Source organism: Klebsiella sp. CTHL.F3a, from assembly GCF_019890895.1.
Taxonomy (GTDB): domain Bacteria; phylum Pseudomonadota; class Gammaproteobacteria; order Enterobacterales; family Enterobacteriaceae; genus Klebsiella; species Klebsiella grimontii.
The window spans coordinates 2,753,254-2,772,602 of sequence record NZ_CP082360.1; the positions used below are offsets into that span (position 1 = coordinate 2,753,254).

General features: G+C 55.8%; 19 protein-coding genes. 9 read left to right on the top strand and 10 right to left on the bottom strand.

Going from position 1 to position 19,349, the window contains the following annotated elements; translation table 11 throughout:
* The first annotated feature begins 1 nt into the window (after position 1).
* Positions 2-697, top strand: coding sequence for a dethiobiotin synthase (gene bioD, locus K7H21_RS12940; RefSeq protein WP_004119700.1), 696 nt, complete (start codon positions 2-4; stop codon positions 695-697).
* Here bioD and clcB read toward each other — a convergent pair.
* The 6 genes from clcB to K7H21_RS12970 form a co-directional block, all read right to left on the bottom strand.
* A complete protein-coding gene (gene clcB, locus K7H21_RS12945) occupies positions 650-1,945 on the bottom strand; it encodes a voltage-gated ClC-type chloride channel ClcB (RefSeq protein ID WP_050545206.1) in 1,296 nt (431 codons plus the stop codon). The two genes, bioD and clcB, sit on opposite strands and share 48 nt — an antisense overlap.
* Positions 1,946-2,081: 136 nt before the next feature.
* The gene (gene dmsD / locus K7H21_RS12950) at positions 2,082-2,690 is read right to left on the bottom strand and encodes a Tat proofreading chaperone DmsD (protein ID WP_049112014.1); all 609 of its coding nucleotides are present in this window, start codon (positions 2,688-2,690) and stop codon (positions 2,082-2,084) included.
* A gap of 40 nt (positions 2,691-2,730) precedes the next feature.
* Positions 2,731-3,588 (bottom strand): DmsC/YnfH family molybdoenzyme membrane anchor subunit, encoded by an 858-nt coding sequence (locus tag K7H21_RS12955; protein WP_004119704.1) that lies wholly within the window; start codon positions 3,586-3,588, stop codon positions 2,731-2,733.
* 1 nt (position 3,589) lies between these two features.
* A complete protein-coding gene (locus K7H21_RS12960; RefSeq protein ID WP_223035839.1) occupies positions 3,590-4,207 on the bottom strand; it encodes a DMSO/selenate family reductase complex B subunit in 618 nt (205 codons plus the stop codon).
* A gap of 10 nt (positions 4,208-4,217) precedes the next feature.
* Positions 4,218-6,653: a selenate/tellurate reductase subunit YnfE gene (ynfE, locus tag K7H21_RS12965; protein ID WP_223035840.1), complete on the bottom strand. Its 2,436-nt coding sequence runs from the start codon at positions 6,651-6,653 to the stop codon at positions 4,218-4,220.
* 148 nt (positions 6,654-6,801) lie between these two features.
* Complete coding sequence (locus tag K7H21_RS12970; protein ID WP_004119709.1) at positions 6,802-7,053, bottom strand: DUF1161 domain-containing protein; 252 nt, start codon at positions 7,051-7,053, stop codon at positions 6,802-6,804.
* Positions 7,054-7,155: 102 nt separating this feature from the next.
* Here K7H21_RS12970 and K7H21_RS12975 point away from each other — a divergent pair, with 102 nt between their 5' ends.
* Complete coding sequence (locus K7H21_RS12975; protein WP_142468132.1) at positions 7,156-7,866, top strand: YnfC family lipoprotein; 711 nt, start codon at positions 7,156-7,158, stop codon at positions 7,864-7,866.
* On the opposite strand, the gene speG is transcribed toward K7H21_RS12975, so the two are convergent.
* Both speG and K7H21_RS12985 read right to left on the bottom strand, forming a co-directional pair.
* Complete coding sequence (gene speG / locus K7H21_RS12980; protein ID WP_004119712.1) at positions 7,860-8,420, bottom strand: spermidine N1-acetyltransferase; 561 nt, start codon at positions 8,418-8,420, stop codon at positions 7,860-7,862. The genes K7H21_RS12975 and speG overlap by 7 nt on opposite strands.
* Before the next feature lie 60 nt (positions 8,421-8,480).
* A complete protein-coding gene (locus K7H21_RS12985) occupies positions 8,481-8,822 on the bottom strand; it encodes a DUF1283 family protein (protein ID WP_004135642.1) in 342 nt (113 codons plus the stop codon).
* A gap of 136 nt (positions 8,823-8,958) precedes the next feature.
* Between K7H21_RS12985 and K7H21_RS12990 the strand changes: the two genes are divergently transcribed.
* The 6 genes from K7H21_RS12990 (at position 8,959) to K7H21_RS13015 (ending at position 15,554) form a co-directional block, all read left to right on the top strand.
* Entirely contained in the window at positions 8,959-9,285 is a 327-nt protein-coding gene (locus K7H21_RS12990; RefSeq protein WP_004119715.1) for a YnfA family protein, read from the top strand.
* A gap of 206 nt (positions 9,286-9,491) precedes the next feature.
* Entirely contained in the window at positions 9,492-10,706 is a 1,215-nt protein-coding gene (rspA, locus tag K7H21_RS12995) for a starvation-sensing protein RspA (protein ID WP_004119717.1), read from the top strand.
* A 13-nt stretch (positions 10,707-10,719) separates the two neighbouring features.
* A complete protein-coding gene (locus K7H21_RS13000; RefSeq protein ID WP_004119718.1) occupies positions 10,720-11,736 on the top strand; it encodes a Zn-dependent oxidoreductase in 1,017 nt (338 codons plus the stop codon).
* 46 nt (positions 11,737-11,782) lie between these two features.
* Positions 11,783-13,159 carry an MFS transporter gene (locus K7H21_RS13005; protein ID WP_004119720.1) on the top strand — a complete coding sequence of 459 codons (1,377 nt, stop codon included), beginning with the start codon at positions 11,783-11,785 and terminating at the stop codon, positions 13,157-13,159.
* 224 nt (positions 13,160-13,383) lie between these two features.
* On the top strand, positions 13,384-14,847 hold the full coding sequence (locus tag K7H21_RS13010) for a mannitol dehydrogenase family protein (RefSeq protein WP_004119725.1): 1,464 nt from the start codon (positions 13,384-13,386) through the stop codon (positions 14,845-14,847).
* Between the two features lie 275 nt (positions 14,848-15,122).
* Positions 15,123-15,554 carry a universal stress protein gene (locus K7H21_RS13015; RefSeq protein WP_004119728.1) on the top strand — a complete coding sequence of 144 codons (432 nt, stop codon included), beginning with the start codon at positions 15,123-15,125 and terminating at the stop codon, positions 15,552-15,554.
* Between the two features lie 51 nt (positions 15,555-15,605).
* Here the strand turns inward: K7H21_RS13015 and K7H21_RS13020 are convergent, their stop codons facing one another.
* Positions 15,606-16,292, bottom strand: coding sequence for a GntR family transcriptional regulator (locus K7H21_RS13020; RefSeq protein ID WP_004119730.1), 687 nt, complete (start codon positions 16,290-16,292; stop codon positions 15,606-15,608).
* Between the two features lie 90 nt (positions 16,293-16,382).
* Positions 16,383-17,132 (bottom strand): bifunctional NADP-dependent 3-hydroxy acid dehydrogenase/3-hydroxypropionate dehydrogenase YdfG, encoded by a 750-nt coding sequence (gene ydfG / locus K7H21_RS13025; RefSeq protein WP_004119732.1) that lies wholly within the window; start codon positions 17,130-17,132, stop codon positions 16,383-16,385.
* Between the two features lie 172 nt (positions 17,133-17,304).
* On the opposite strand from ydfG, the gene dcp reads away from it, so the two are divergent.
* Positions 17,305-19,347, top strand: a complete 2,043-nt coding sequence (gene dcp, locus K7H21_RS13030; RefSeq protein ID WP_223035841.1) for a peptidyl-dipeptidase Dcp — start codon at positions 17,305-17,307, stop codon at positions 19,345-19,347.
* Positions 19,348-19,349: the final 2 nt, after the last annotated feature.

Sequence of the window (19,349 nt, forward strand, 5' to 3'; positions counted from 1 at the left end):
GATGTTTAAGCGTTTCTTCATAACAGGTACTGACACTGCCGTCGGCAAGACGGTGGTTTCCCGTGCGCTGTTGCAGGCACTGGCTGCCTGCGGCAAAAGCGTCGCCGGATACAAGCCTGTGGCGAAGGGCAGTAAAGAGACGCCGGACGGACTGCGGAACAAAGATGCGCTGGTCTTACAGAGCGTGTCATCGCTGGTGTTACCGTATGAAGCTGTCAATCCCATCGCGTTAAGCGAAGATGAAAGCAGCGTGGCGCACAGTTGCCCGATCAACTACGGCCTACTGTCGGATGGCCTCCAGCGCCTCAGCGGCCAGGTTGAGCATGTGGTGGTTGAAGGTACTGGCGGCTGGCGCAGCCTGATGAACGACCTGCGCCCGCTCTCGGAATGGGTAGTACAGGAACAGCTGCCGGTGCTCATGGTGGTGGGGATTCAGGAGGGCTGTATCAATCACGCCCTGCTGACCGCGCAGGCGATAGCAAACGACGGCCTGCCGCTTATAGGCTGGGTGGCCAACCGCATTAATCCGGGCCTGGCGCATTATGCTGAAATCATCGACGTACTGAGCAAAAAGCTGCCGGCGCCGCTAATCGGTGAACTGCCTTACTTGCCGCGCGCGGAACAGCGCGAATTAAGCCAGTATATCGACTTATCGATGCTCGGGGAGATGATGGCGGTAGATAGAATCTCGGCGTAGCGTCCGCGATAGCACCGATGCCAGCACGCTGGCAATTAGTAAACCGGGCAGTAAAACGTACTGTCCGGTCATTTCACAAATCATCAGCGTTGACATAATCGGCGCATGGGTGGTGGCCGCCAGAAACGCCGCCATCCCGGTTAAGCCAATCATTATCGCGATCGCCTGGCCATCAGGCAGCCACAGCCCGGTCAGGCTGGCGAACAGCATACCGATCCCCAGCCCAACAAATAGCGTTGGCGTAAATACGCCGCCCGGCGCCCCGGAGCCGCTGCTGGCGAGTACCGCAAGCAGCTTGCAGACAAACACCGTAAGTATTGCGCTCAACAGCGGCGGCGACAGGAGATAGCGCTGCACAACGCTATAGCCATTCCCCCAGACGGCCGGCGCGATCAGCGACAGCAGACCGACAACGAGACCACCGAGCGCCAGCTGCAAGGGGGGCGACAGGCGCAGCCGGACAAAGCAGCCATGGCTATAGCCCATCAGCCAGATAAACAGCGGCCCGCAAAGCCCGGCCAGCAGAGCCGTCGCCAGCATCAGCGCATAGTGCGTCGCACGAAGGGTTTCGTGAAATTCAACGTGATACAGCGGAGCCGAACCGCCGTTCAGCAGATTGGTCAGCAGCAGGGCGACCACCGCGGCAATCACGACCGGGCCAAGCGAAGCCAGCATCAGGGTACCGAATAAAATCTCGGCGATAAACAGGCTGCCGGCCAGCGGAGCATGGTAGGCGCTGGCCATCCCGGCGGCGGCGCCGCAGGCTACCCACAGCTTCCACTCGTCTTTGGGCGTAAAGATGCGGGCGAACAGAGAAGCGGCCAGCGCGGCCAGCAGGATCATCGCCCCCTCGCGGCCAATGGCGCTGCCGGTGGTCACCACCAGCAGGGAAGCCAGCGATTTTACCAGGCTGGCGGGCGTATCAAACACGCCGTCGCCGGTCTCGAGGGCTTCCATATAGTCGGTTGGCGCATGGGGTCGTGCACTGGTGCGCCGCTGCCAGAGCCAGAGCAGGGTGCCAGCCGCAAAACCGCCTAGCGCGGGCGTCAATAACCGACGCCAGCCGGGCATCGACTCAGCGGCGTTGACCAGGCTTCCACTGTCATTGCTCAGAAACAGGCTTTCCAGACCGGCCATCGCGTGGCGAAACAGGGCAACCGCGAGCGCGGCGAAGACGCCGACCAGCATGGCAATCAGCAGGCGGCGAAACATAACCTGAATATCAGGATAAGCGTGAAGACGATGCATCAGCAAATACGATTAGCGCGGGACATGGCTTATTTTTACCGGGAATAAGCATAGACGCAAAAGCGATAAGTGCGAAAGGGAGAGAAAGTGACGTTGTCACCTACGCTATGCCCGCCGGACGGGCATAGCGCAGGGGTTAACGGTAGAGCGGTTTATCGGCGACCGCGCAGGGCAGCTGCGCCTGCCAGTACGTCAGCGTCTCTTGCGCCAGCTGGCCCAGAGCCTGATAAAAAGGGTTTTCCGCCCCAGAGATAAACACGCTCAGAAAGCGCCCCGACCACGGGAGAAGATGCCAGGCCAGCAGCTGGTTAAATGCCTCATCCTGACCGGATTCACAAAGCCAGGCCGCCAGCAGCAGCAGCGTACCGAAGTGGTCTTCCGGCTCGGCGCGTCGCTCAGACAGACTGATACCGGTGGCCCGCATCCACTCGCGCAGCGCCAGCGTCGAGTCGCCGAACAGCACGCTTTCTTTGTCCAGCCAGACGGAGCCCCACGGCGGCGCGGGCAGCGCCCACGGGCCGATGAACAGCCTCTGCCAGGCTTCCGCCAGCGGTTCATCGTCTTCGATAGCGAACTGCGCCGCCAGGCCGTCCGCGACCGGCCAGGGCCACTGGCTCTGCCAACTGCCGTCGCGCAGGGCTGCGATCAGAGGAGCCACCTGCTCGCTATTCGGAGCAAAAGAAAACAGCGCGCCCAGCGTACGGGCGCTGAGTGCGACGGCGTCGCGGTCTTGCGCTTGCAGCATACCTTTTCCTTACAGCAGAGGGTGCCGCGGCACCCGTTGATTAACCGGCAATCGCCGTACCGACGGTCATATGTAGGCCATAAAACAGGCCGCGACCGATAAACTCGCCGAGTAATACCAGGATCAGTCCGAGCAGCAGGCTGGCGATGCGCGGGTTTTTCTTTCTTGCCAGCGGGCAGATCCAGCAGCCAAGGCCCAACGTCAAAAATGCTAAACGCAGGATTTGTAGCCAGCCATAGTTTGGCAGTAGGGCGCTGGCCTGCTGCACGGAGCTGCGGATCTCCGCCAGTTCGCTGTTCTGCAAAATGACCACCGCCAGGCTTGCCAGCAGCGCAAGGACGCTCATCGACGCGAAGACGGTGCCGTTAAAAGGCACGTTGGCTACCCGCAGCAGCAGGGCGGCGAAAAGCGGCCCGCACAGCACCATCGTCAGAAAGAAGGCGGCGGTGGTGTAGGCATTATACCAGGTCGGCACGGTATCAATTTGATAGACCAGGCTCATCTCAAGGACGAACAGGCAACCGAGCAGCATAGTGAGCAGGAGCCAGGCTTTGGCCAGCATTCTCGGCATTTTGCCGAGAATCGTCAGCAGCCACCAGAAACCCCCAACGGCGAAAAACAGCGCGCCGCTGGCAATTTCATTGCTTAATGCCGATGCTCCTAGCCGGTTAAGCGAGTTAAACGCCCGCAGCGGTGAGCCAAGGTGGATGATTGACGCCAGAAAGCCAATCCCCATCACCAGCCAGATAAAAAACATGCCGCGCACCAGGCGCTCCCGGGCTTCGGAATTGTTATTCAGCGAAAGCCAGCCTAGCCCGCTGACGATAATCGCCCCTGCAACGCTTTGCCCCAGCACCGTAAACAGCACCAGCGGCCATTCATGCCATCCATTTCCCACGTTACACCTCCTTCGGGTTGGCCAGATAGCCGGTGGTATCACCCGTCGGACGGCTGTTGGCGTTAGGTTTAATCACAATGCTCGGCTTCGTGAAGTGCGCGGACGGTAGCGGCGCGACGGCGGCAAGCTGACCGTGCTTTTCGTGCAGCTCTTCGATGGGGCCAAAGTCGAGCGCCCGCAGCGGGCAGGATTCGACGCAAATCGGTTTTTTACCGTTAGCAACCCGGTCGTAGCAGCCGTCGCATTTGGTCATGTGGCCCTTTGCCGCGTTGTACTGCGGCGCGCCGTACGGACAGGCCATATGGCAGTAGCGACAGCCGATGCATACCTCTTCGTTCACCACCACAAAGCCGTCATGGCGCTTGTGCATGGCGCCGCTGGGGCACACTTTAGTACAGGCCGGATCTTCGCAGTGGTTACAGGCGATGGAAAGGTAATAGGCAAAAACGTTTTGATTCCACACGCCGTTATCTTCCTGCCAGCCGCCGCCCGCGTATTCGTAAATGCGGCGAAAGCTGACGTCAGGCGTTAAGTTTTTATAATCCTTACAGGCCAGCTCGCAGGTCTTACAGCCTGTGCAGCGGGCGGAATCGATAAAAAATCCATACTGAGCGCTCATGGTTTACTCCTTAAACCTTCTCGATTTCGACCAGATTGGTGTGCTGGGGATTGCCTTTCGCCAGCGGCGAAGGACGATGCGTCGTCAGGGTATTAATACAGGAGCCGCGATCGACGCGATCGCCGTCCATATTGGCGTCATGCCAGGCGCCCTGGCCCATCGCCGATACGCCGGGCATGATGCGCGGGGTCACCTTAGCCGGAATGCGCAGTTCGCCGCGGGCGTTGAATACGCGCACCATATCGCCATTTTTAATCCCGCGCTTCTCGGCATCCAGCGGGTTAAGCCATACCTCCTGGCGGCAGGCGGCCTGTAACACATCAATGTTGCCGTAGCTGGAGTGGGTGCGCGCCTTATAGTGGAAGCCGAACATTTGCAGCGGGAATTTCTCACGCAGTGGATCGTCCCACCCTTCGAAAGTAGACGCGTATACCGGTAATGGACTGATGGTTTCGTCCTTTTCCAACTGCCATTTGCCGGCGATATCCGCCAGACGGCTGGAGTAGATCTCGATTTTACCCGACGGGGTTTTTAGCGGATTGGCGACCGGGTCTTTGCGGAAGTCGCGGTAGGCCACAAAGTGACCGTTGGGGTCTTTACGCTTATAAATCCCCATCTTTTTCAGTTCATCGTAGCTCGGGAGCGCCGGGTCTTTCGCCAGCATTTTCGCGTACAAATGCTGCAGCCACTGCTCCTGGGTGCGGCCTTCGGTAAACTTCTGGTGGATATCCTCGCCAAGGCGCTTTGCGACTTCGCTGAGGATCCAGTAGATCGGTTTGCGCTCAAATTTTGCGGAGGTGACCGGCTGAATAAAGATGAGATAGCCCATATTGCCGGCGTAGTCATTGGGAATAATATCTTCCTGCTCGACGGTCATCAGGTCCGGCAGCAGAATATCGGCGTATTTGGCCGATGAGGTCATAAAGTTGTCGATAACCACGATCGTCTCGCACTTGCTTTCGTCCTGCAGGATATCGTGGGTTTTATTGATATCGGAGTGCTGGTTGATGATGGTGTTGCCGGCGTAGTTCCAGATGAATTTAATCGGCACATCCAGCTTCTCTTTGCCACGCACGCCGTCGCGGGTCGCGGTCATTTCCGCACCGCGATCGATGGCGTCGGTCCAGCTGAAGCAGGAGATCTGCGTTTTCACCGGATTTTCCGGCAGCGGCATGCGTTCGATAGTGATGGTGTAAGTTGATTCGCGCGCGCCGCTGTTGCCGCCGTTAATCCCCACGTTACCGGTCAAAATAGGCAGCATGGCGATTGCCCGGGAGGTCAGTTCGCCGTTAGCCTGGCGCTGCGGTCCCCACCCCTGGCAGATGTAGGCCGGTTTTGCGGCGCCAATCTCACGCGCAAGCTTAATGATGCGATCCGCCGGAATGCCGGTGACGCGCGACGCCCACTGGGGCGTTTTGGCGGTGGCATCGTCGCCCTGGCCGAGAATATACGCTTTGTAATGTCCGTTGGCCGGGGCTCCTTCCGGCAGCGTTTTTTCGTCGTAGCCGACGCAGTAGGTATCAAGGAACGGCTGGTCAACCAGGTTTTCGTCGATTAAAACCCAGGCGATACCGGCCACCAGCGCCGCATCCGTACCCGGACGAATCGGGATCCATTCGTCCTCCCGCCCGGCGGCGGTGTCGGTAAAGCGCGGGTCGATAATGATCATCCGCGCGTTAGAGCGCTCGCGCGCCTGTTCGAGATAGTAGGTGATCCCGCCGCCGCTCATGCGCGTTTCCGCTGGGTTATTGCCGAACATCACTACCAGTTTGCTGTTTTCAATATCGGAGGTGCTGTTGCCGTCGTTGCTGCCGTAGGTATAGGGCATCGCGCAGGAAATCTGCGCCGTACTGTAGGTACCGTAGTGGCTTAAAAAACCGCCATAGCAGTTCATCAGACGCGCCACCAGCGAGGCGTAAGGGGAGGAGCGGGTGATATTGCCGCCGACAATCCCGGAAGAGTAGTTAATGTAGACCGCTTCGTTGCCGTATTTTGCCACCACGCTTTTCAGGCTGGCGGCGATGGCGTCCAGCGCCTCGTCCCAACTGATACGTTCGAACTTGCCTTCCCCGCGTTTGCCGACGCGTTTCATCGGGTAGTTAAGGCGATCAGGATGGTTAATACGACGACGAATAGAACGTCCGCGCAGGCAGGCGCGCACCTGGTGATCGCCATAGTTGTCTGTGCCGGTGTTGTCGGTTTCGACCCAGACCACTTCGTCATCGCGAACGTGTGAACGCAGAGCGCAGCGGCTGCCGCAGTTGACCGAACAGGCGCCCCAGACGATCCGTTCCTCGCCGTGCGTCGCTTCTTGTACGGCGGCGGCGGCGCGGCGAAGGCTGAAAGGCAGGGATAAACCGCCGGCCGCGAGAGCCAGCGAGCCGAGGGCTGATGATTTAATTAGGGTTCGACGGCTAAGGCCGCCGGTATGTTCCTGGTTAGACATTGCTCACTCCATGATTTTGTTATAATGGCGTAATGCCAACGCCTTCGTAAGGTCGGCGTGGAGAGTGAGGGATCATACTTAAAATGGAGTAGAGAGATCTTATCCCTGGTCAACCGAGGGATAAGACTTCTCCAGTCATGCGGCGAGGTTATTGTGCGCCGCTGTCGCGGGTGTAGATGATTTTAAAGGTGTCGTTGGCGCAGTGGCCGACAACCTGCGCGCCGGGCTGATCGGGCTGGTCGTTGGGGACAATGGTCAGGCTGAAGCCCGATTCCGGGACGCCGTTGTTGATGATTTTCTGCTGAATATCGCTTTTTACCCGCTCGCAGGAATCCGGCGCCGCGAAAGCAGCAGTCGAACCCAGCAGTAGAGCCGCACATAGCCAGGGTGATAGTTTCATCATAAACTCCTTATTAACGTTATCCAAAGTTAAGCATAGCAGAAGTGGTGTAAACAATTGTATTTGCTAATATGATTGCACTATGCACAAAAGGAATCGCGCGTGAAAAAACGGTTTTTGCTGCTGTTGGTGGTTGGGGCGCTTGGCGCCTGCGATGAAAAGGGCGCGCCGCAGGCCTTCACCCCGGAAATGGCCAGCTTTTCTAACGAATTTGAGTTCGATCCGCTGCGCGGGCCGGTAAAAGCGTTTAGCCAGACGCTGTATGACGAACATGACCAGGTGGTGAAGTGGGTCAAAGGGAGTTTGTCCAGTGAAGGGTGCTTCGACCTGCTGGCGTTTGAGGATCTGGAGAACAAAACCGGCGCGGCGCTGGTGCTGGACGCGAACTATTACCTGGATGCGCAAAGCCACGAAAAGCGCCTGCGTGTGCAGGGCAAATGCCAGCTGGCGGAAATGCCCTCGGCGGGCGTGTCGTGGGAAACCGATGAGCACGGGTTCGTCGTCACCGCTCGCGGCAAAGAGAGCATCGCGACGTACCGCTACGACAAAGAAGGTTACCCGCTGGGCAAAACGACGACGGCCAAAGGTGAACGCTTTACGGTGGCCTCAACGCCATCATCCGATCCGCGCAAAAAATTGGACTATACCGCAGTGAGCACCTTCAATGACCGTACGCTGGGCAACGTCAGCCAGACCTGCGATTACGACAGTCACGATAACCCGGTAAGCTGCGAGCTTAAGGTTGTCGACGACAGCGTGCAGCCTTCGCTAACCCGCCACTACACCATCAAAAGCACCATTGACTATTACTGAGCAGTCGGTTTCAGCAGCGTCTGGCCCTGCGGTTTATGCTCGGCCAGATACTGGTGCTGGAACAGGCACATGCGGATGGTATTGCGGTATTCGCCGTTAATAAAGAATTCATGAATCAGCTCGCCTTCCACCATAAATCCGAGCTTGCGGTAGATGTGGATCGCCTTTTCATTTTCTTTATCGACGATAAGGTACAGCTTATAAAGGTTGAGCACCATAAAACCGTAGTCCATCGCGAGCTTCGCGGCGCGGGTGGCCAGGCCTTTACCCTGATAATCAGGCGAGATAATAATCTGAAACTCAGCGCGGCGGTGCACATGGTTGATTTCAACCAGTTCCACCAGTCCGGCCTTTTCGCCAGCGCATTCAATGACAAAGCGGCGTTCGCTCTGATCGTGAATGTGTTTGTCGTACAGATCGGACAGTTCGACAAAGGCTTCATAGGGTTCTTCAAACCAGTAGCGCATAACGCTGGCATTGTTGTCGAGCTGGTGGACAAAGCGCAGGTCTTCGCGCTCAAGCGGACGGAGTTTGACGTGAGATGCGTCAGTCATGGAAATACCTGTGAGTGATTGTGGAGCTTTGTAGATTGTGGCGCCCGCAGGCGCCATACATTACGGAGTAATGGTGCGGCCGGTGCGACGATCAAGGCAGCGCAGGGTGTTAGGTTCCCAGTAGGCGTTGACGTTCGCGCTCTTCTGGCAGTTATCCTGGGCGTCAAAAGCCACGTCGGCTTTATCCCACTCTTTTTCGGCGCGGGTGTTGACCTTCTGGCGTAAAGAGCGGGTGTCGTTCCACTGCTCTTTTTCCATAGCAGCCTGCTGGCGGCTCTGGGCGCTGTCGCCGGACTCAATCACCAGCTTGTCGGTTTTGGCGAATGACGAGGCGGTAAAGACCATCGCGCTTAGCGCCAGCAGAGCGGTCAGGCACCAGCGTTTATTCAGTGTTGTGTTCATCACGATTTCCTTTAAGTGATTCCCTCGGATTAAGTTTACTACATCTCCTTTCGACGGCATACCCGACAAAACGGAGTAAACGACGGCCATTATTGCGTAGAATGCGTTAACGCTTGCTCAACCCACGATGCTTTACATGTTAAAAACCACGCTGCTTTTCTTTGCTACTGCCCTGTGCGAAATCATTGGCTGCTATTTACCCTGGCTTTGGTTAAAACGCGGGGCGACGCCCTGGCTGCTGATGCCGACGGCCCTGGCGCTGGCGCTTTTTGTCTGGCTTCTGACGCTGCACCCCGAGGCAAGCGGACGGGTTTATGCCGCTTACGGTGGGGTATATGTCTGTACCGCGCTGCTGTGGCTGCGCTTTGTTGATGGCGTCAAACTCAGCCACTATGATTGGGCCGGCGCGCTGGTTGCGCTATGCGGCATGCTGATTATCGTAGCCGGCTGGGGACGCGCATAGACCTTTTTTACTTCATGGCGTCGGGATAGGCGGCGCCAGCCCCCCTTTGCTGCAGGGCATTCGCATTCACGTTCGCGGTTTATTCCTCCTCTCTGTCCGGTGAGATAGTGTGATCCGTCGCGTCTTTTTCGATAGTCATACTTGTATGGTAGTAGGTCTGGTGATTTAATTTCACCCACTAACCGCATAGAAGTAAGGAATGAGAAATGAAGATCGTTGCCGCTGAAGTTTTCGTCACCTGTCCGGGGCGCAACTTCGTCACCCTTAAAGTCACCACCGATGACGGTATTGTCGGTCTGGGTGACGCGACGCTAAATGGTCGCGAGCTGTCCGTCGCATCCTATCTGCGGGATCACCTCTGTCCGCAACTGATTGGTCGCGATGCGCATCGCATTGAGGATATCTGGCAGTTTTTCTACAAGGGCGCTTACTGGCGTCGTGGTCCGGTAACGATGTCGGCGATTTCCGCCATCGATATGGCGCTCTGGGATATTAAGGCGAAAGCCGCAGGCATGCCGCTTTACCAACTGCTGGGCGGGGCTTCGCGGGAAGGGGTGATGGTTTACTGCCACACTACGGGTCATTCCATCGATGAAGTACTGGACGACTACGCTCGCCATAAAGAGATGGGGTTTAAAGCGATTCGCGTTCAGTGCGGCGTGCCGGGGATGAAAACCACCTACGGGATGGCGAAAGGTAAGGGCCAGGCCTACGAGCCAGCAACCAAAGGCCAATGGCCGGAAGAGCAACTGTGGTCTACCGAGAAGTATCTCGATTTTACGCCACAGCTTTTTGCCGCCGTACGCGAAAAATTCGGCTTTAACGAGCATCTGCTGCACGACATGCATCATCGCCTGACGCCGATTGAGGCGGCGCGTTTTGGCAAGAGTATCGAAGATTACCGCCTGTTCTGGATGGAGGATCCGACCCCGGCGGAGAATCAGGAGTGCTTCCGGTTAATTCGCCAGCATACCGTCACGCCGATTGCCGTCGGAGAAGTCTTCAACAGCATTTGGGACTGTAAACAGCTGATTGAAGAGCAGCTGATTGACTATATCCGCACCACCATTACCCACGCGGGCGGGATTACGGGGATGCGCCGGATCGCCGATTTTGCCTCGCTTTACCAGGTACGCACCGGCTCGCACGGGCCGTCCGATCTGTCTCCGGTCTGCATGGCGGCCGCGCTGCACTTCGACCTCTGGGTACCGAATTTTGGCGTCCAGGAATATATGGGCTATTCCGAACAGATGCTGGAAGTCTTCCCGCACAGCTGGACGTTTGATAACGGCTATATGCATCCAGGGGAAAAACCGGGGCTGGGCATTGAGTTCGATGAAAAACTGGCCGCGAAATACCCCTATGAACCGGCCTATTTGCCTGTAGCGCGTCTGGAAGACGGCACGTTGTGGAACTGGTAAGAAGGAAGCCAAAATGAAAAGTATTGTGATTCGTCAGCCCAATGAACTGGTGATTGAAGAGCGGCCGATTCCGCAACCTGCCGCGGGCGAAGTACGGGTAAAAATTAAGCTGGCGGGAATATGCGGTTCCGATAGCCATATTTATCGCGGCCATAATCCGTTTGCCAAATACCCGCGCGTCATTGGCCATGAATTTTTTGGCGTCATCGACGCCATCGGCGAAGGGGTGACCGACAAAGCCGTGGGCCAGCGGGTTAGCGTTGATCCGGTCATTAGCTGCGGTCATTGCTACCCTTGCTCGGTGGGCAAGCCGAACGTCTGTACCTCGCTGGTGGTGCTAGGCGTGCATCGCGACGGCGGCTTTAGCGAGTACGCGGTGGTGCCGGCGAAAAATGCCTGGCGGGTTCCGGACAACGTTTCGGATAGCCACGCGGTGATGATTGAGCCCTTTACCATCGCAGCTAACGTGACCGGCCACGTTTCGCCTACCGACAAGGATATCGCGCTGGTCTACGGCGCCGGACCGATGGGCCTGACGACGATTCAGGTGCTGAAGCGGGTGTATCGCGTTAAGCAGGTTATCGTTGTCGACCGCATTGATGAACGCCTGCAGATGGCGCAGCGTAACGGCGCGGACTGGGTGATTAACAACAGCGATGAGCCTCTGGCGGAAACGTTGAAGGCGAAGGGGATACTGCCGACGCTGATTATCGATGCCGCCTGTCATCCCGCTATTCTCCAGGAGGCGGTCAATCTGGCCTCTCCGGCCGCGAGAATTGTATTGATGGGATTCTCGACGGAGCCTTCCCAGGTTGCGCAGCAGGGGATTACCGGGAAAGAGCTCTCTATTTTCTCCTCGCGTCTTAACGCTAATAAATTCCCGGTCGTCATCAAATGGCTGGAACAAGGTTTAATTAATCCGGAGGAGCTGATTACTCACCAATTTGCGTATCAACAGGTTATCGATGCGCTGGAGCTTTTTGAAAATGACAGGAAACGGTGCTGTAAGGTTTTATTAACTTTCAGCTAATAACAACAGGTGCGGACTCTGTATTCTACAATTAGAGATAATCATTATGACTACCGTAAAAAATGAGAGAACCACTTCCGATCTCATTCGTGCAGCCGTATCTGGTTGGTTAGGCACTGCACTGGAGTTTATGGATTTCCAGCTCTATTCCCTCGGGGCAGCGCTGGTTTTTCATGAGATATTTTTCCCGGAACAATCCGCCGCGATGGCCTTGATTCTGGCAATGGGCACCTACGGCGCGGGATATATTGCGCGAATTGTCGGCGCTTTTATTTTTGGTAAAATGGGCGACAGTATTGGGCGCAAAAAGGTCCTGTTTATTACCATCACCATGATGGGGATCTGTACGACCCTCATTGGCGTACTGCCAACCTATGCTCAGGTCGGTATTTTAGCGCCGGTGTTGCTGGTAACCTTACGTATTATTCAGGGGCTAGGCGCAGGCGCAGAAATATCAGGTGCCGGTACCATGCTGGCGGAATATGCGCCAAAAGGGAAGCGCGGGATCATCTCTTCACTGGTGGCAATGGGCACCAACTGCGGCACCTTAAGCGCCACGGCTATCTGGGCGGTGATGTTCTTCGTGCTGGATCGCGAGCAGCTGGTCGCGTGGGGATGGCGAATCCCGTTCCTGGCCAGCGTAGTGGTGATGATTTTTGCCATCTGGCTGCGTCTTAATCTGAAAGAGAGCCCGGTCTTTGAGCAGGTTAGCGAAGACAGCGGCCTGCAGAAAGAGATGGCAACGCAGGAAGGCTCCTTTAGCGCCATGCTGAAAAGTAAGTCCTTCTGGCTGGCGACGGGTCTGCGCTTCGGACAGGCCGGAAATTCAGGGTTATTGCAAACGTTCCTCGCGGGCTATCTGGTGCAAACCTTACTGTTTGATAAGGCTATCCCTACTGATGCGTTAATGATCAGCTCTATTATTGGCTTTATTACTATTCCATTCCTCGGATGGCTGTCAGATAAGGTGGGGCGTCGCACACCATATATTATTGTCAATATTTCAGCCATTATTCTGGCCTGGCCGATGCTGTCGATTATTGTGGATAAAAGTTACAGCGCGAGCACTATTATGGCGTCATTGATCGTCATTCATAATATCGCGGTGTTAGGGCTGTTTGCGCTGGAAAATATTACCATGGCGGAAATGTTCGGTTCGCGTAACCGCTTTACCCGCATGGCAATTTCAAAAGAAGCGGGTGGCCTCGTGGCAGTAGGATTTGGTCCGGTGCTGGCCGGTATTTTCTGCAATATGACCGGTTCATGGATGCCGATTGTGATTATGCTGGTGTGCTATTCCATTATTGGCTTAATTTCCGCCCTCCTGATGCCTGAAGTCCGCGACCGCGATCTGAGCCTGCTGAATGATGCCGCAGACTGCGCGCCAAAGCCTAAAAGTGTCCGCAGCGGGCAATATATTTAAAACGCATCAAGTCCGCACCTTAAGATGATAGCCGTAAACAGGAAACTGCCGGGCTTTTAGCCCGGCAGTTTTACTTCTCTTGCCAGAGATTATTGCGAGAATCTAGCCCATCCAGCTTCTTGTATGGTAGTTGATGAATATCAAAGATGTCATACCAATTGCGTGAGATGGTTTATATCCATACCCACCGTGGGAATTGAAAAATCATAAATATGAGAGCCATCATGGAAAATATGCTTTTAACAGCTAACGCCACGTTGCCGGCATACGATCGCAACCGCCTTATTCCGCGCATCGTTCATTTGGGCTTTGGCGCATTTCATCGCGCTCACCAGGCGGTATATGCCGATATTCTGGCGACAGAACACGGCAGCGACTGGGGTTATACCGAAGTTAACCTGATCGGCGGCGAGCAGCAGATCGCCGATCTCCAGGAGCAGGATTTACTCTATACCGTCGCTGAAATGTCGGCGGATGCCTGGACCGCCCGCGTTGTTGGCGTGGTCAAGCAGGCGATGCACGCCCAGGTCGATGGTCTGGAGAGCGTGCTGGCAAAAATGTGCGAGCCGCAGGTCGCGATTGTGTCATTGACCATTACTGAAAAAGGCTACTGCCACTCTCCGGCCAGCGGCGAGTTGCAGTTGGATCACCCGCTGATTGTGGCCGATTTACAAAATCCCCAGCAACCAAAATCTGCGCCGGGCGTAGTGGTAGAAGCCCTCGCTAGACGCAAAGCGGCAGGGCTACCTGGCTTCAGCGTGATGTCCTGCGACAATATGCCGGAAAATGGCCACGTCATGCGTAATGTCGTCTGCGCCTACGCTCGCGCCGTTGATGCCGATTTGGCCGAATGGATTACGCGCAACGTCACGTTTCCTTCGACGATGGTTGACCGCATCGTTCCGGCAGTCACTGCCGATACCCTGGAGAAAATTGAACAGCTTACCGGCGTTCGCGATCCGGCCGGCGTCGCCTGCGAACCGTTTCGTCAGTGGGTCATTGAAGACAACTTTGTTGCCGGTCGTCCGCAGTGGGAAAAAGCCGGCGCCGAGCTGGTGTCGGACGTGCTGCCGTTTGAAGAGATGAAGCTGCGCATGCTCAACGGCAGCCACTCTTTTCTGGCTTATTTGGGGTATCTGGCTGGCTATCAGCACATTAATGATTGCATGCAGGATGAAAACTATCGCCGCGCCGCGCATACGCTGATGCTGGCTGAACAGGCGCCGACGCTGAGCGTGAAGGGTGTGGATTTGGCACGCTATGCCGGGCTTCTGATCGAGCGCTATAGCAATTCGGCGCTGAAGCATCGTACCTGGCAGATCGCCATGGACGGCAGTCAGAAACTGCCGCAGCGCATGCTGGATTCGATTCGCTGGCACCTGGCGGATGGCGGCGACTTTCCTCTGTTGGCGATGGGCGTCGCAGGCTGGATGCGCTATGTGAGCGGGGTGGATGACCTGGGGCAGGCGATTGAAATCTCCGATCCTATGCTGCCGATGATTACGCAAACCGTTCAGAACAGCGAAGACGGCGAAGAACGCGTGCGGGCGCTATTGGGCATTGAGGCTATTTTTGGTTTGAGCCTGCCCAAGGAGAGCCGTTTCGTCAACGCGGTGGTTCGCGCTTATTTATCGCTGCAAGCGCACGGCGCAAAAGCTACCGTAGCGGCCTGGGCTAAGGCAAATTAATGTATTTCGCCCGCGTGCCGCCGATCCCGGCGGCACTGCCATCGCGCTTTATCAGTGAACGCTTTTCCCGCCTGAAAATATTTCCGTCTGGAATAAACCTTGATCCAGATCGTTGAATATACATAACTTTATCTAACAACAGTTAAGTATAAATAAGTGTAATTTATTTTAATCAATTAAATATTTATCTGAGTGATTATTCGTTCTCCTGCTGCAGTAAATATGGCATGATGAGTTAACTTACTAAGTTTCCTCAGAAAAAAGGAGAACGGACTATGTACAAAAAAATTTTGCTACCTGTAGACGTTTTTGAAATGGATTTAAGCGATAAGGCGGTCCGCCATGCCGAGTTTTTAGCATCAGCGGATGAAGGGGAAATTACGCTGCTCAACGTTCTGCCGAACAGCAGCAGCTCGATTTTACGCGGTTTTGCCGCCGATATCCGTAAGTTTGAAGCCTATATGCGCGAGGAGTCAGAGAAAAAGATGAAGACCTTATCCCGTCTGTTTTCGATACCCGCCGGGCGGATTCATTCCAGAGTGGTATTTGGCAACGTGCGCGATGAAATCCTGGCCATGAGCAGCAATGAGGAATTTGACGTTATTGTTATTGGTTCCCGCAAACCGGGTATATCAACTCATCTTCTTGGTTCAAACGCGGAGTCGATTTTACGTCACGCCAAAATACCGGTTCTGGTGGTCAGATAGTCCTCTTAATAAATCCAGAGCGGCAGACCGTATATTCTGCCGCGACGCATTTTATTCCTCGCTAAACCAGTCGCTATTTTCCTGACGTACCAGTAGCACTGATTCGCTAATTTCTTGCAGATGTAAGCTCATCGCTTTTTCCACCGCGTCCGGGTCACGGGCGACCAGCGGCTGGAAAATATCGTAATGCTGACGCAGCATCATATCGGGAGGCGTCACATGATCGAGGCTCATATAGCGCACCCGGTCGATGGTGGCTTTAATATTTTCGACGGTATCCCAGGCTAACTGGCAGTCGGCGATTTGCGAAAGCTTCTGGTGAAATTCGTCATCCAGCTGGAAAAAATCAGTTAACTGCTGGCGTTCAACCGCCATACGCTGCTGATTGAGATTTTGCTCAAGCTGGTAAAGCTGTTCATCGTTCACCATCCCGGCGGCGCGCCGCACCACGGCGCATTCGATGGCCTGGCGGACAAAACAGCCGTTGCGCACCTGCGAAAGAGAGATCTTATTCACGTAGCTCCCGCGCTGCGGGCGGATCTGGATCAAACCGTTTTCGGCCAGTTTAATAAAGGCTTCGCGAACCGGTTGACGAGAAACGTCAAAGCGCACGGAGACTTCCTTCTCCGAAAGTGGGGTGCCTGGTGGGATCAGACAGTGAACGATATCCCGACGAAGGATACGATAAATTTGCTGATTGACGGGCTGTGTCGGATTCAGTTGTGCTTCTGCGGCCATGGATAATTACTTTTATATGAGGTATTTGCGCTATTTTACGTTTTTTTTATCTTTCAGCCCAGACCCGGCCTGCTGGCCGGGTCACAGAGCTTAGCCCTGGCGATGAACGTTCAGCCCGGCAAAGGTTTGGCTGACCGGCATGAGTTCCAGGGTGTTGATGTTGACGTGTTTTGGCAGGGTCGCGACCCACCAGACCGCTTCGGTTACATCCTCCGGCGTCAGGGCCTGGGTATTTTCGTAAGCTTTCTCGGCTTTAGCGTCATCGCCTTTAAAACGCACGTTGGAGAACTCGGTGCCGCCAACCAGGCCGGGTTCAATATCGGTCACGCGAAGGGCTGTGCCGTGAAGGTCGGTACGAAGATTGAGGCTGAACTGGCGCACAAAAGCTTTGGTCGCACCGTAGACGTTACCGCCGGCGTAAGGCCAGGCGCCGGCGACCGAACCAATATTGATAATATGGCCGCGGTTACGTTCAACCATCCCCGGCAGGACGGCGCGGGTCATATAAACCAGTCCTTTATTATTGGTATCAATCATGTCTTCCCAGTCTTCAAGACTGGCTTTATGCGCGGGCTCAAGACCCAGCGCCAGTCCGGCGTTATTGACCAGAATATCAATCGCCTGCCATTCGGCGGGCAGCCCGGCGATCGTCTCTTCAATGGCTGCGCGATTGCGTACGTCCAGTTGGGCGGTATAAAGGTTGTCGCCCAGCTCATCTTTCAACGTTTTCAGGCGCTCTTCGCGGCGCCCGGTGGCAATCACTTTGTGACCGTTAGCGATAAAACGGCGAGTAATACTTTCCCCAAAACCCGCTGTTGCTCCGGTAACCAGAATAATCATCTTACTGTTCCTCAACGCTTTTTGTGTCTTCATACCATAGCACGCGATCCCGGTGGCGGGTAATGGAAATCATCGGACAAAGGAGGTCGATCGCGGCGGTTAACAGAGTAATCATTGCGGTCAATCAATGAGTTGCCTAATCTTACAGAATAATCGTATTCAGGAGATGAAGATGTCGGAGAACAATCCTTTTTTCAGCGTCAGCCTGCTGCCTTATCAGGCGCCGCGCTTCGATGTGATTGACGTGAGTCATTACCGTCCGGCCTTCGACGAGGGCGTTCGCCGCCAGCGCGCGGAGATTGCCGCTATCGTTAATCATCCCCAGCCGGCTGATTTTGCCAATACGCTGGAGGCCCTGGAGCAGAGTGGTCAGCTGTTGGCTCGGGTGACGAACGTTTTTTTCGCGATGGCGGGAGCGGAGACCAACCCGACCATTCAGGCGCTTGATGAGCAGTTTTCCGCCGAGCTGGCGGAACTGGCGAATGATATCTGGCTTAACGATGCGCTTTTTCAGCGGGTGAAGCGAGTGTGGGAGCAGCGCGATTCGCTCTCTCTGGAGGCCGAATCCCGGCGTTTGCTGGAGGTGACCTGGCAACGTTTTACCCTTGCGGGCGCGATGCTTGAGGATGAGCAAAAAGCGGCGCTTCGCGCGCTGAATACCGAAGCGGCAGCGCTGCAAAGCCAGTTTCAGCAGCGCCTGCTGGCGGCGGTAAAATCTGGCGGTCTGGTGGTGGAGGATGTCCATCAGCTCGTGGGGCTTAGCGACGAGGAGATTAGCGCAGCGGCAGAGGCCGCGCAGGAGAAGGGATTAAGCGGTCGCTGGCTGCTGCCTTTACTCAATACCACCCAGCAGCCCGCGCTGCTTTCGCTGCAGGACAGACAGACGCGAGAAAATTTGTTTGCGGCCGGCTGGACGCGCAATCAGAAGGGCGATACGAATGACACCCGCGAGCTGGTGCTGCGACTGGCGGAAATTCGCGCGCGTAAAGCGCAGCTGCTGGGCGCTGACGACTTTGCCAGCTGGTCTATGGCCGATCAGATGGCGGGAGCGCCGGGGGAGGCGTTTACCTTTATGCGACGAATCGCCCCGGCGGCAAGGGCTCGGGCCGAGCAGGAGCTGGCGGATATTCAGCAGGTTATTGATAATGAAGGCGGAGATTTCCGTGCGGCAGCCTGGGACTGGCTCTATTACGCCGAGCAGGTGCGCAGGAAGAAATTTGCCATCGATGAAGCGCAGTTAAAACCCTATTTTGCCCTCGACCGCGTCCTGCGCGATGGCGTGTTCTGGACGGCGACACAGCTGTTCGGTATTCGCTTTATCGAACGATTCGATATTCCGGTTTATCACCCTGACGTACAGGTATGGGAAATTATCGACGCTAACGGTGAGGGGATCGCGCTGTTCTACGGCGACTACTTCTCGCGGGATAGCAAAAGCGGCGGGGCATGGATGGGCGTGTTTGTCGAACAATCGACCCTGCGAGCGCAACACCCGGTTATCTACAACGTCTGTAATTACCAGAAACCCAAAGCAGGACACAGCGCGCTGCTTTCCTGGGATGAGGTCATCACTTTATTCCACGAATTTGGTCATACCCTGCACGGCCTGTTCGCCAGCCAGAAGTATGCCAGCCTGTCAGGAACCAATACCCCGCGCGATTTTGTTGAGTTCCCTTCGCAGATTTATGAACACTGGGCCAGCGAGCCGCAGGTGTTTGCTCACTACGCGCGGCATCATCAAACTGGGGAAGCCATGCCGGAAGCGCTGCGCGACAGCATGTTCCGCGCGGCTAAGTTTAATAAAGGCTACGATATGAGCGAACTGCTCGCGGCAGCGCTGTTGGATATGCGCTGGCACAGCGTGACGGTAGATAAGCTACCCAAGGACGTGGATGCGTTTGAAGCCGCGTCCCTGCATGCGGAGGATATGGATCTTGCCGCGGTGCCGCCACGCTATCGCAGCAGCTACTTCTCGCATATTTTCGGCGGCGGCTACGCAGCAGGCTATTACGCTTATCTGTGGACGCAGATGCTGGCGGACGACGGCTACCAGTGGTTCGTTGAGCAGGGGGGGTTAACCCGCGAAAACGGCCAGCGCTTCCGGGAAGCGATTTTGTCTCGCGGCAATAGCACTGATTTAGCTGAACTTTATCGCCAGTGGCGTGGACACGATCCGCAGATTGAACCGATGCTGGAAAACCGCGGGCTGAGCTAGCC

What these genes read in the sequence shown, in the direction of transcription:
- bioD (WP_004119700.1), top strand. Translation starts at nt 2, where the DNA reads ATGTTTAAGCGTTTCTTCATAACAGGTACTGACACTGCCGTCGGCAAG.
- clcB (WP_050545206.1), bottom strand. Translation starts at nt 1,945, where the DNA reads ATGCATCGTCTTCACGCTTATCCTGATATTCAGGTTATGTTTCGCCGC.
- dmsD (WP_049112014.1), bottom strand. Translation starts at nt 2,690, where the DNA reads ATGCTGCAAGCGCAAGACCGCGACGCCGTCGCACTCAGCGCCCGTACG.
- K7H21_RS12960 (WP_223035839.1), bottom strand. Translation starts at nt 4,207, where the DNA reads ATGAGCGCTCAGTATGGATTTTTTATCGATTCCGCCCGCTGCACAGGC.
- ynfE (WP_223035840.1), bottom strand. Translation starts at nt 6,653, where the DNA reads ATGTCTAACCAGGAACATACCGGCGGCCTTAGCCGTCGAACCCTAATT.
- K7H21_RS12970 (WP_004119709.1), bottom strand. Translation starts at nt 7,053, where the DNA reads ATGAAACTATCACCCTGGCTATGTGCGGCTCTACTGCTGGGTTCGACT.
- speG (WP_004119712.1), bottom strand. Translation starts at nt 8,420, where the DNA reads ATGACTGACGCATCTCACGTCAAACTCCGTCCGCTTGAGCGCGAAGAC.
- K7H21_RS12985 (WP_004135642.1), bottom strand. Translation starts at nt 8,822, where the DNA reads ATGAACACAACACTGAATAAACGCTGGTGCCTGACCGCTCTGCTGGCG.
- K7H21_RS12990 (WP_004119715.1), top strand. Translation starts at nt 8,959, where the DNA reads ATGTTAAAAACCACGCTGCTTTTCTTTGCTACTGCCCTGTGCGAAATC.
- rspA (WP_004119717.1), top strand. Translation starts at nt 9,492, where the DNA reads ATGAAGATCGTTGCCGCTGAAGTTTTCGTCACCTGTCCGGGGCGCAAC.
- K7H21_RS13000 (WP_004119718.1), top strand. Translation starts at nt 10,720, where the DNA reads ATGAAAAGTATTGTGATTCGTCAGCCCAATGAACTGGTGATTGAAGAG.
- K7H21_RS13005 (WP_004119720.1), top strand. Translation starts at nt 11,783, where the DNA reads ATGACTACCGTAAAAAATGAGAGAACCACTTCCGATCTCATTCGTGCA.
- K7H21_RS13010 (WP_004119725.1), top strand. Translation starts at nt 13,384, where the DNA reads ATGGAAAATATGCTTTTAACAGCTAACGCCACGTTGCCGGCATACGAT.
- K7H21_RS13015 (WP_004119728.1), top strand. Translation starts at nt 15,123, where the DNA reads ATGTACAAAAAAATTTTGCTACCTGTAGACGTTTTTGAAATGGATTTA.
- K7H21_RS13020 (WP_004119730.1), bottom strand. Translation starts at nt 16,292, where the DNA reads ATGGCCGCAGAAGCACAACTGAATCCGACACAGCCCGTCAATCAGCAA.
- ydfG (WP_004119732.1), bottom strand. Translation starts at nt 17,132, where the DNA reads ATGATTATTCTGGTTACCGGAGCAACAGCGGGTTTTGGGGAAAGTATT.
- dcp (WP_223035841.1), top strand. Translation starts at nt 17,305, where the DNA reads ATGTCGGAGAACAATCCTTTTTTCAGCGTCAGCCTGCTGCCTTATCAG.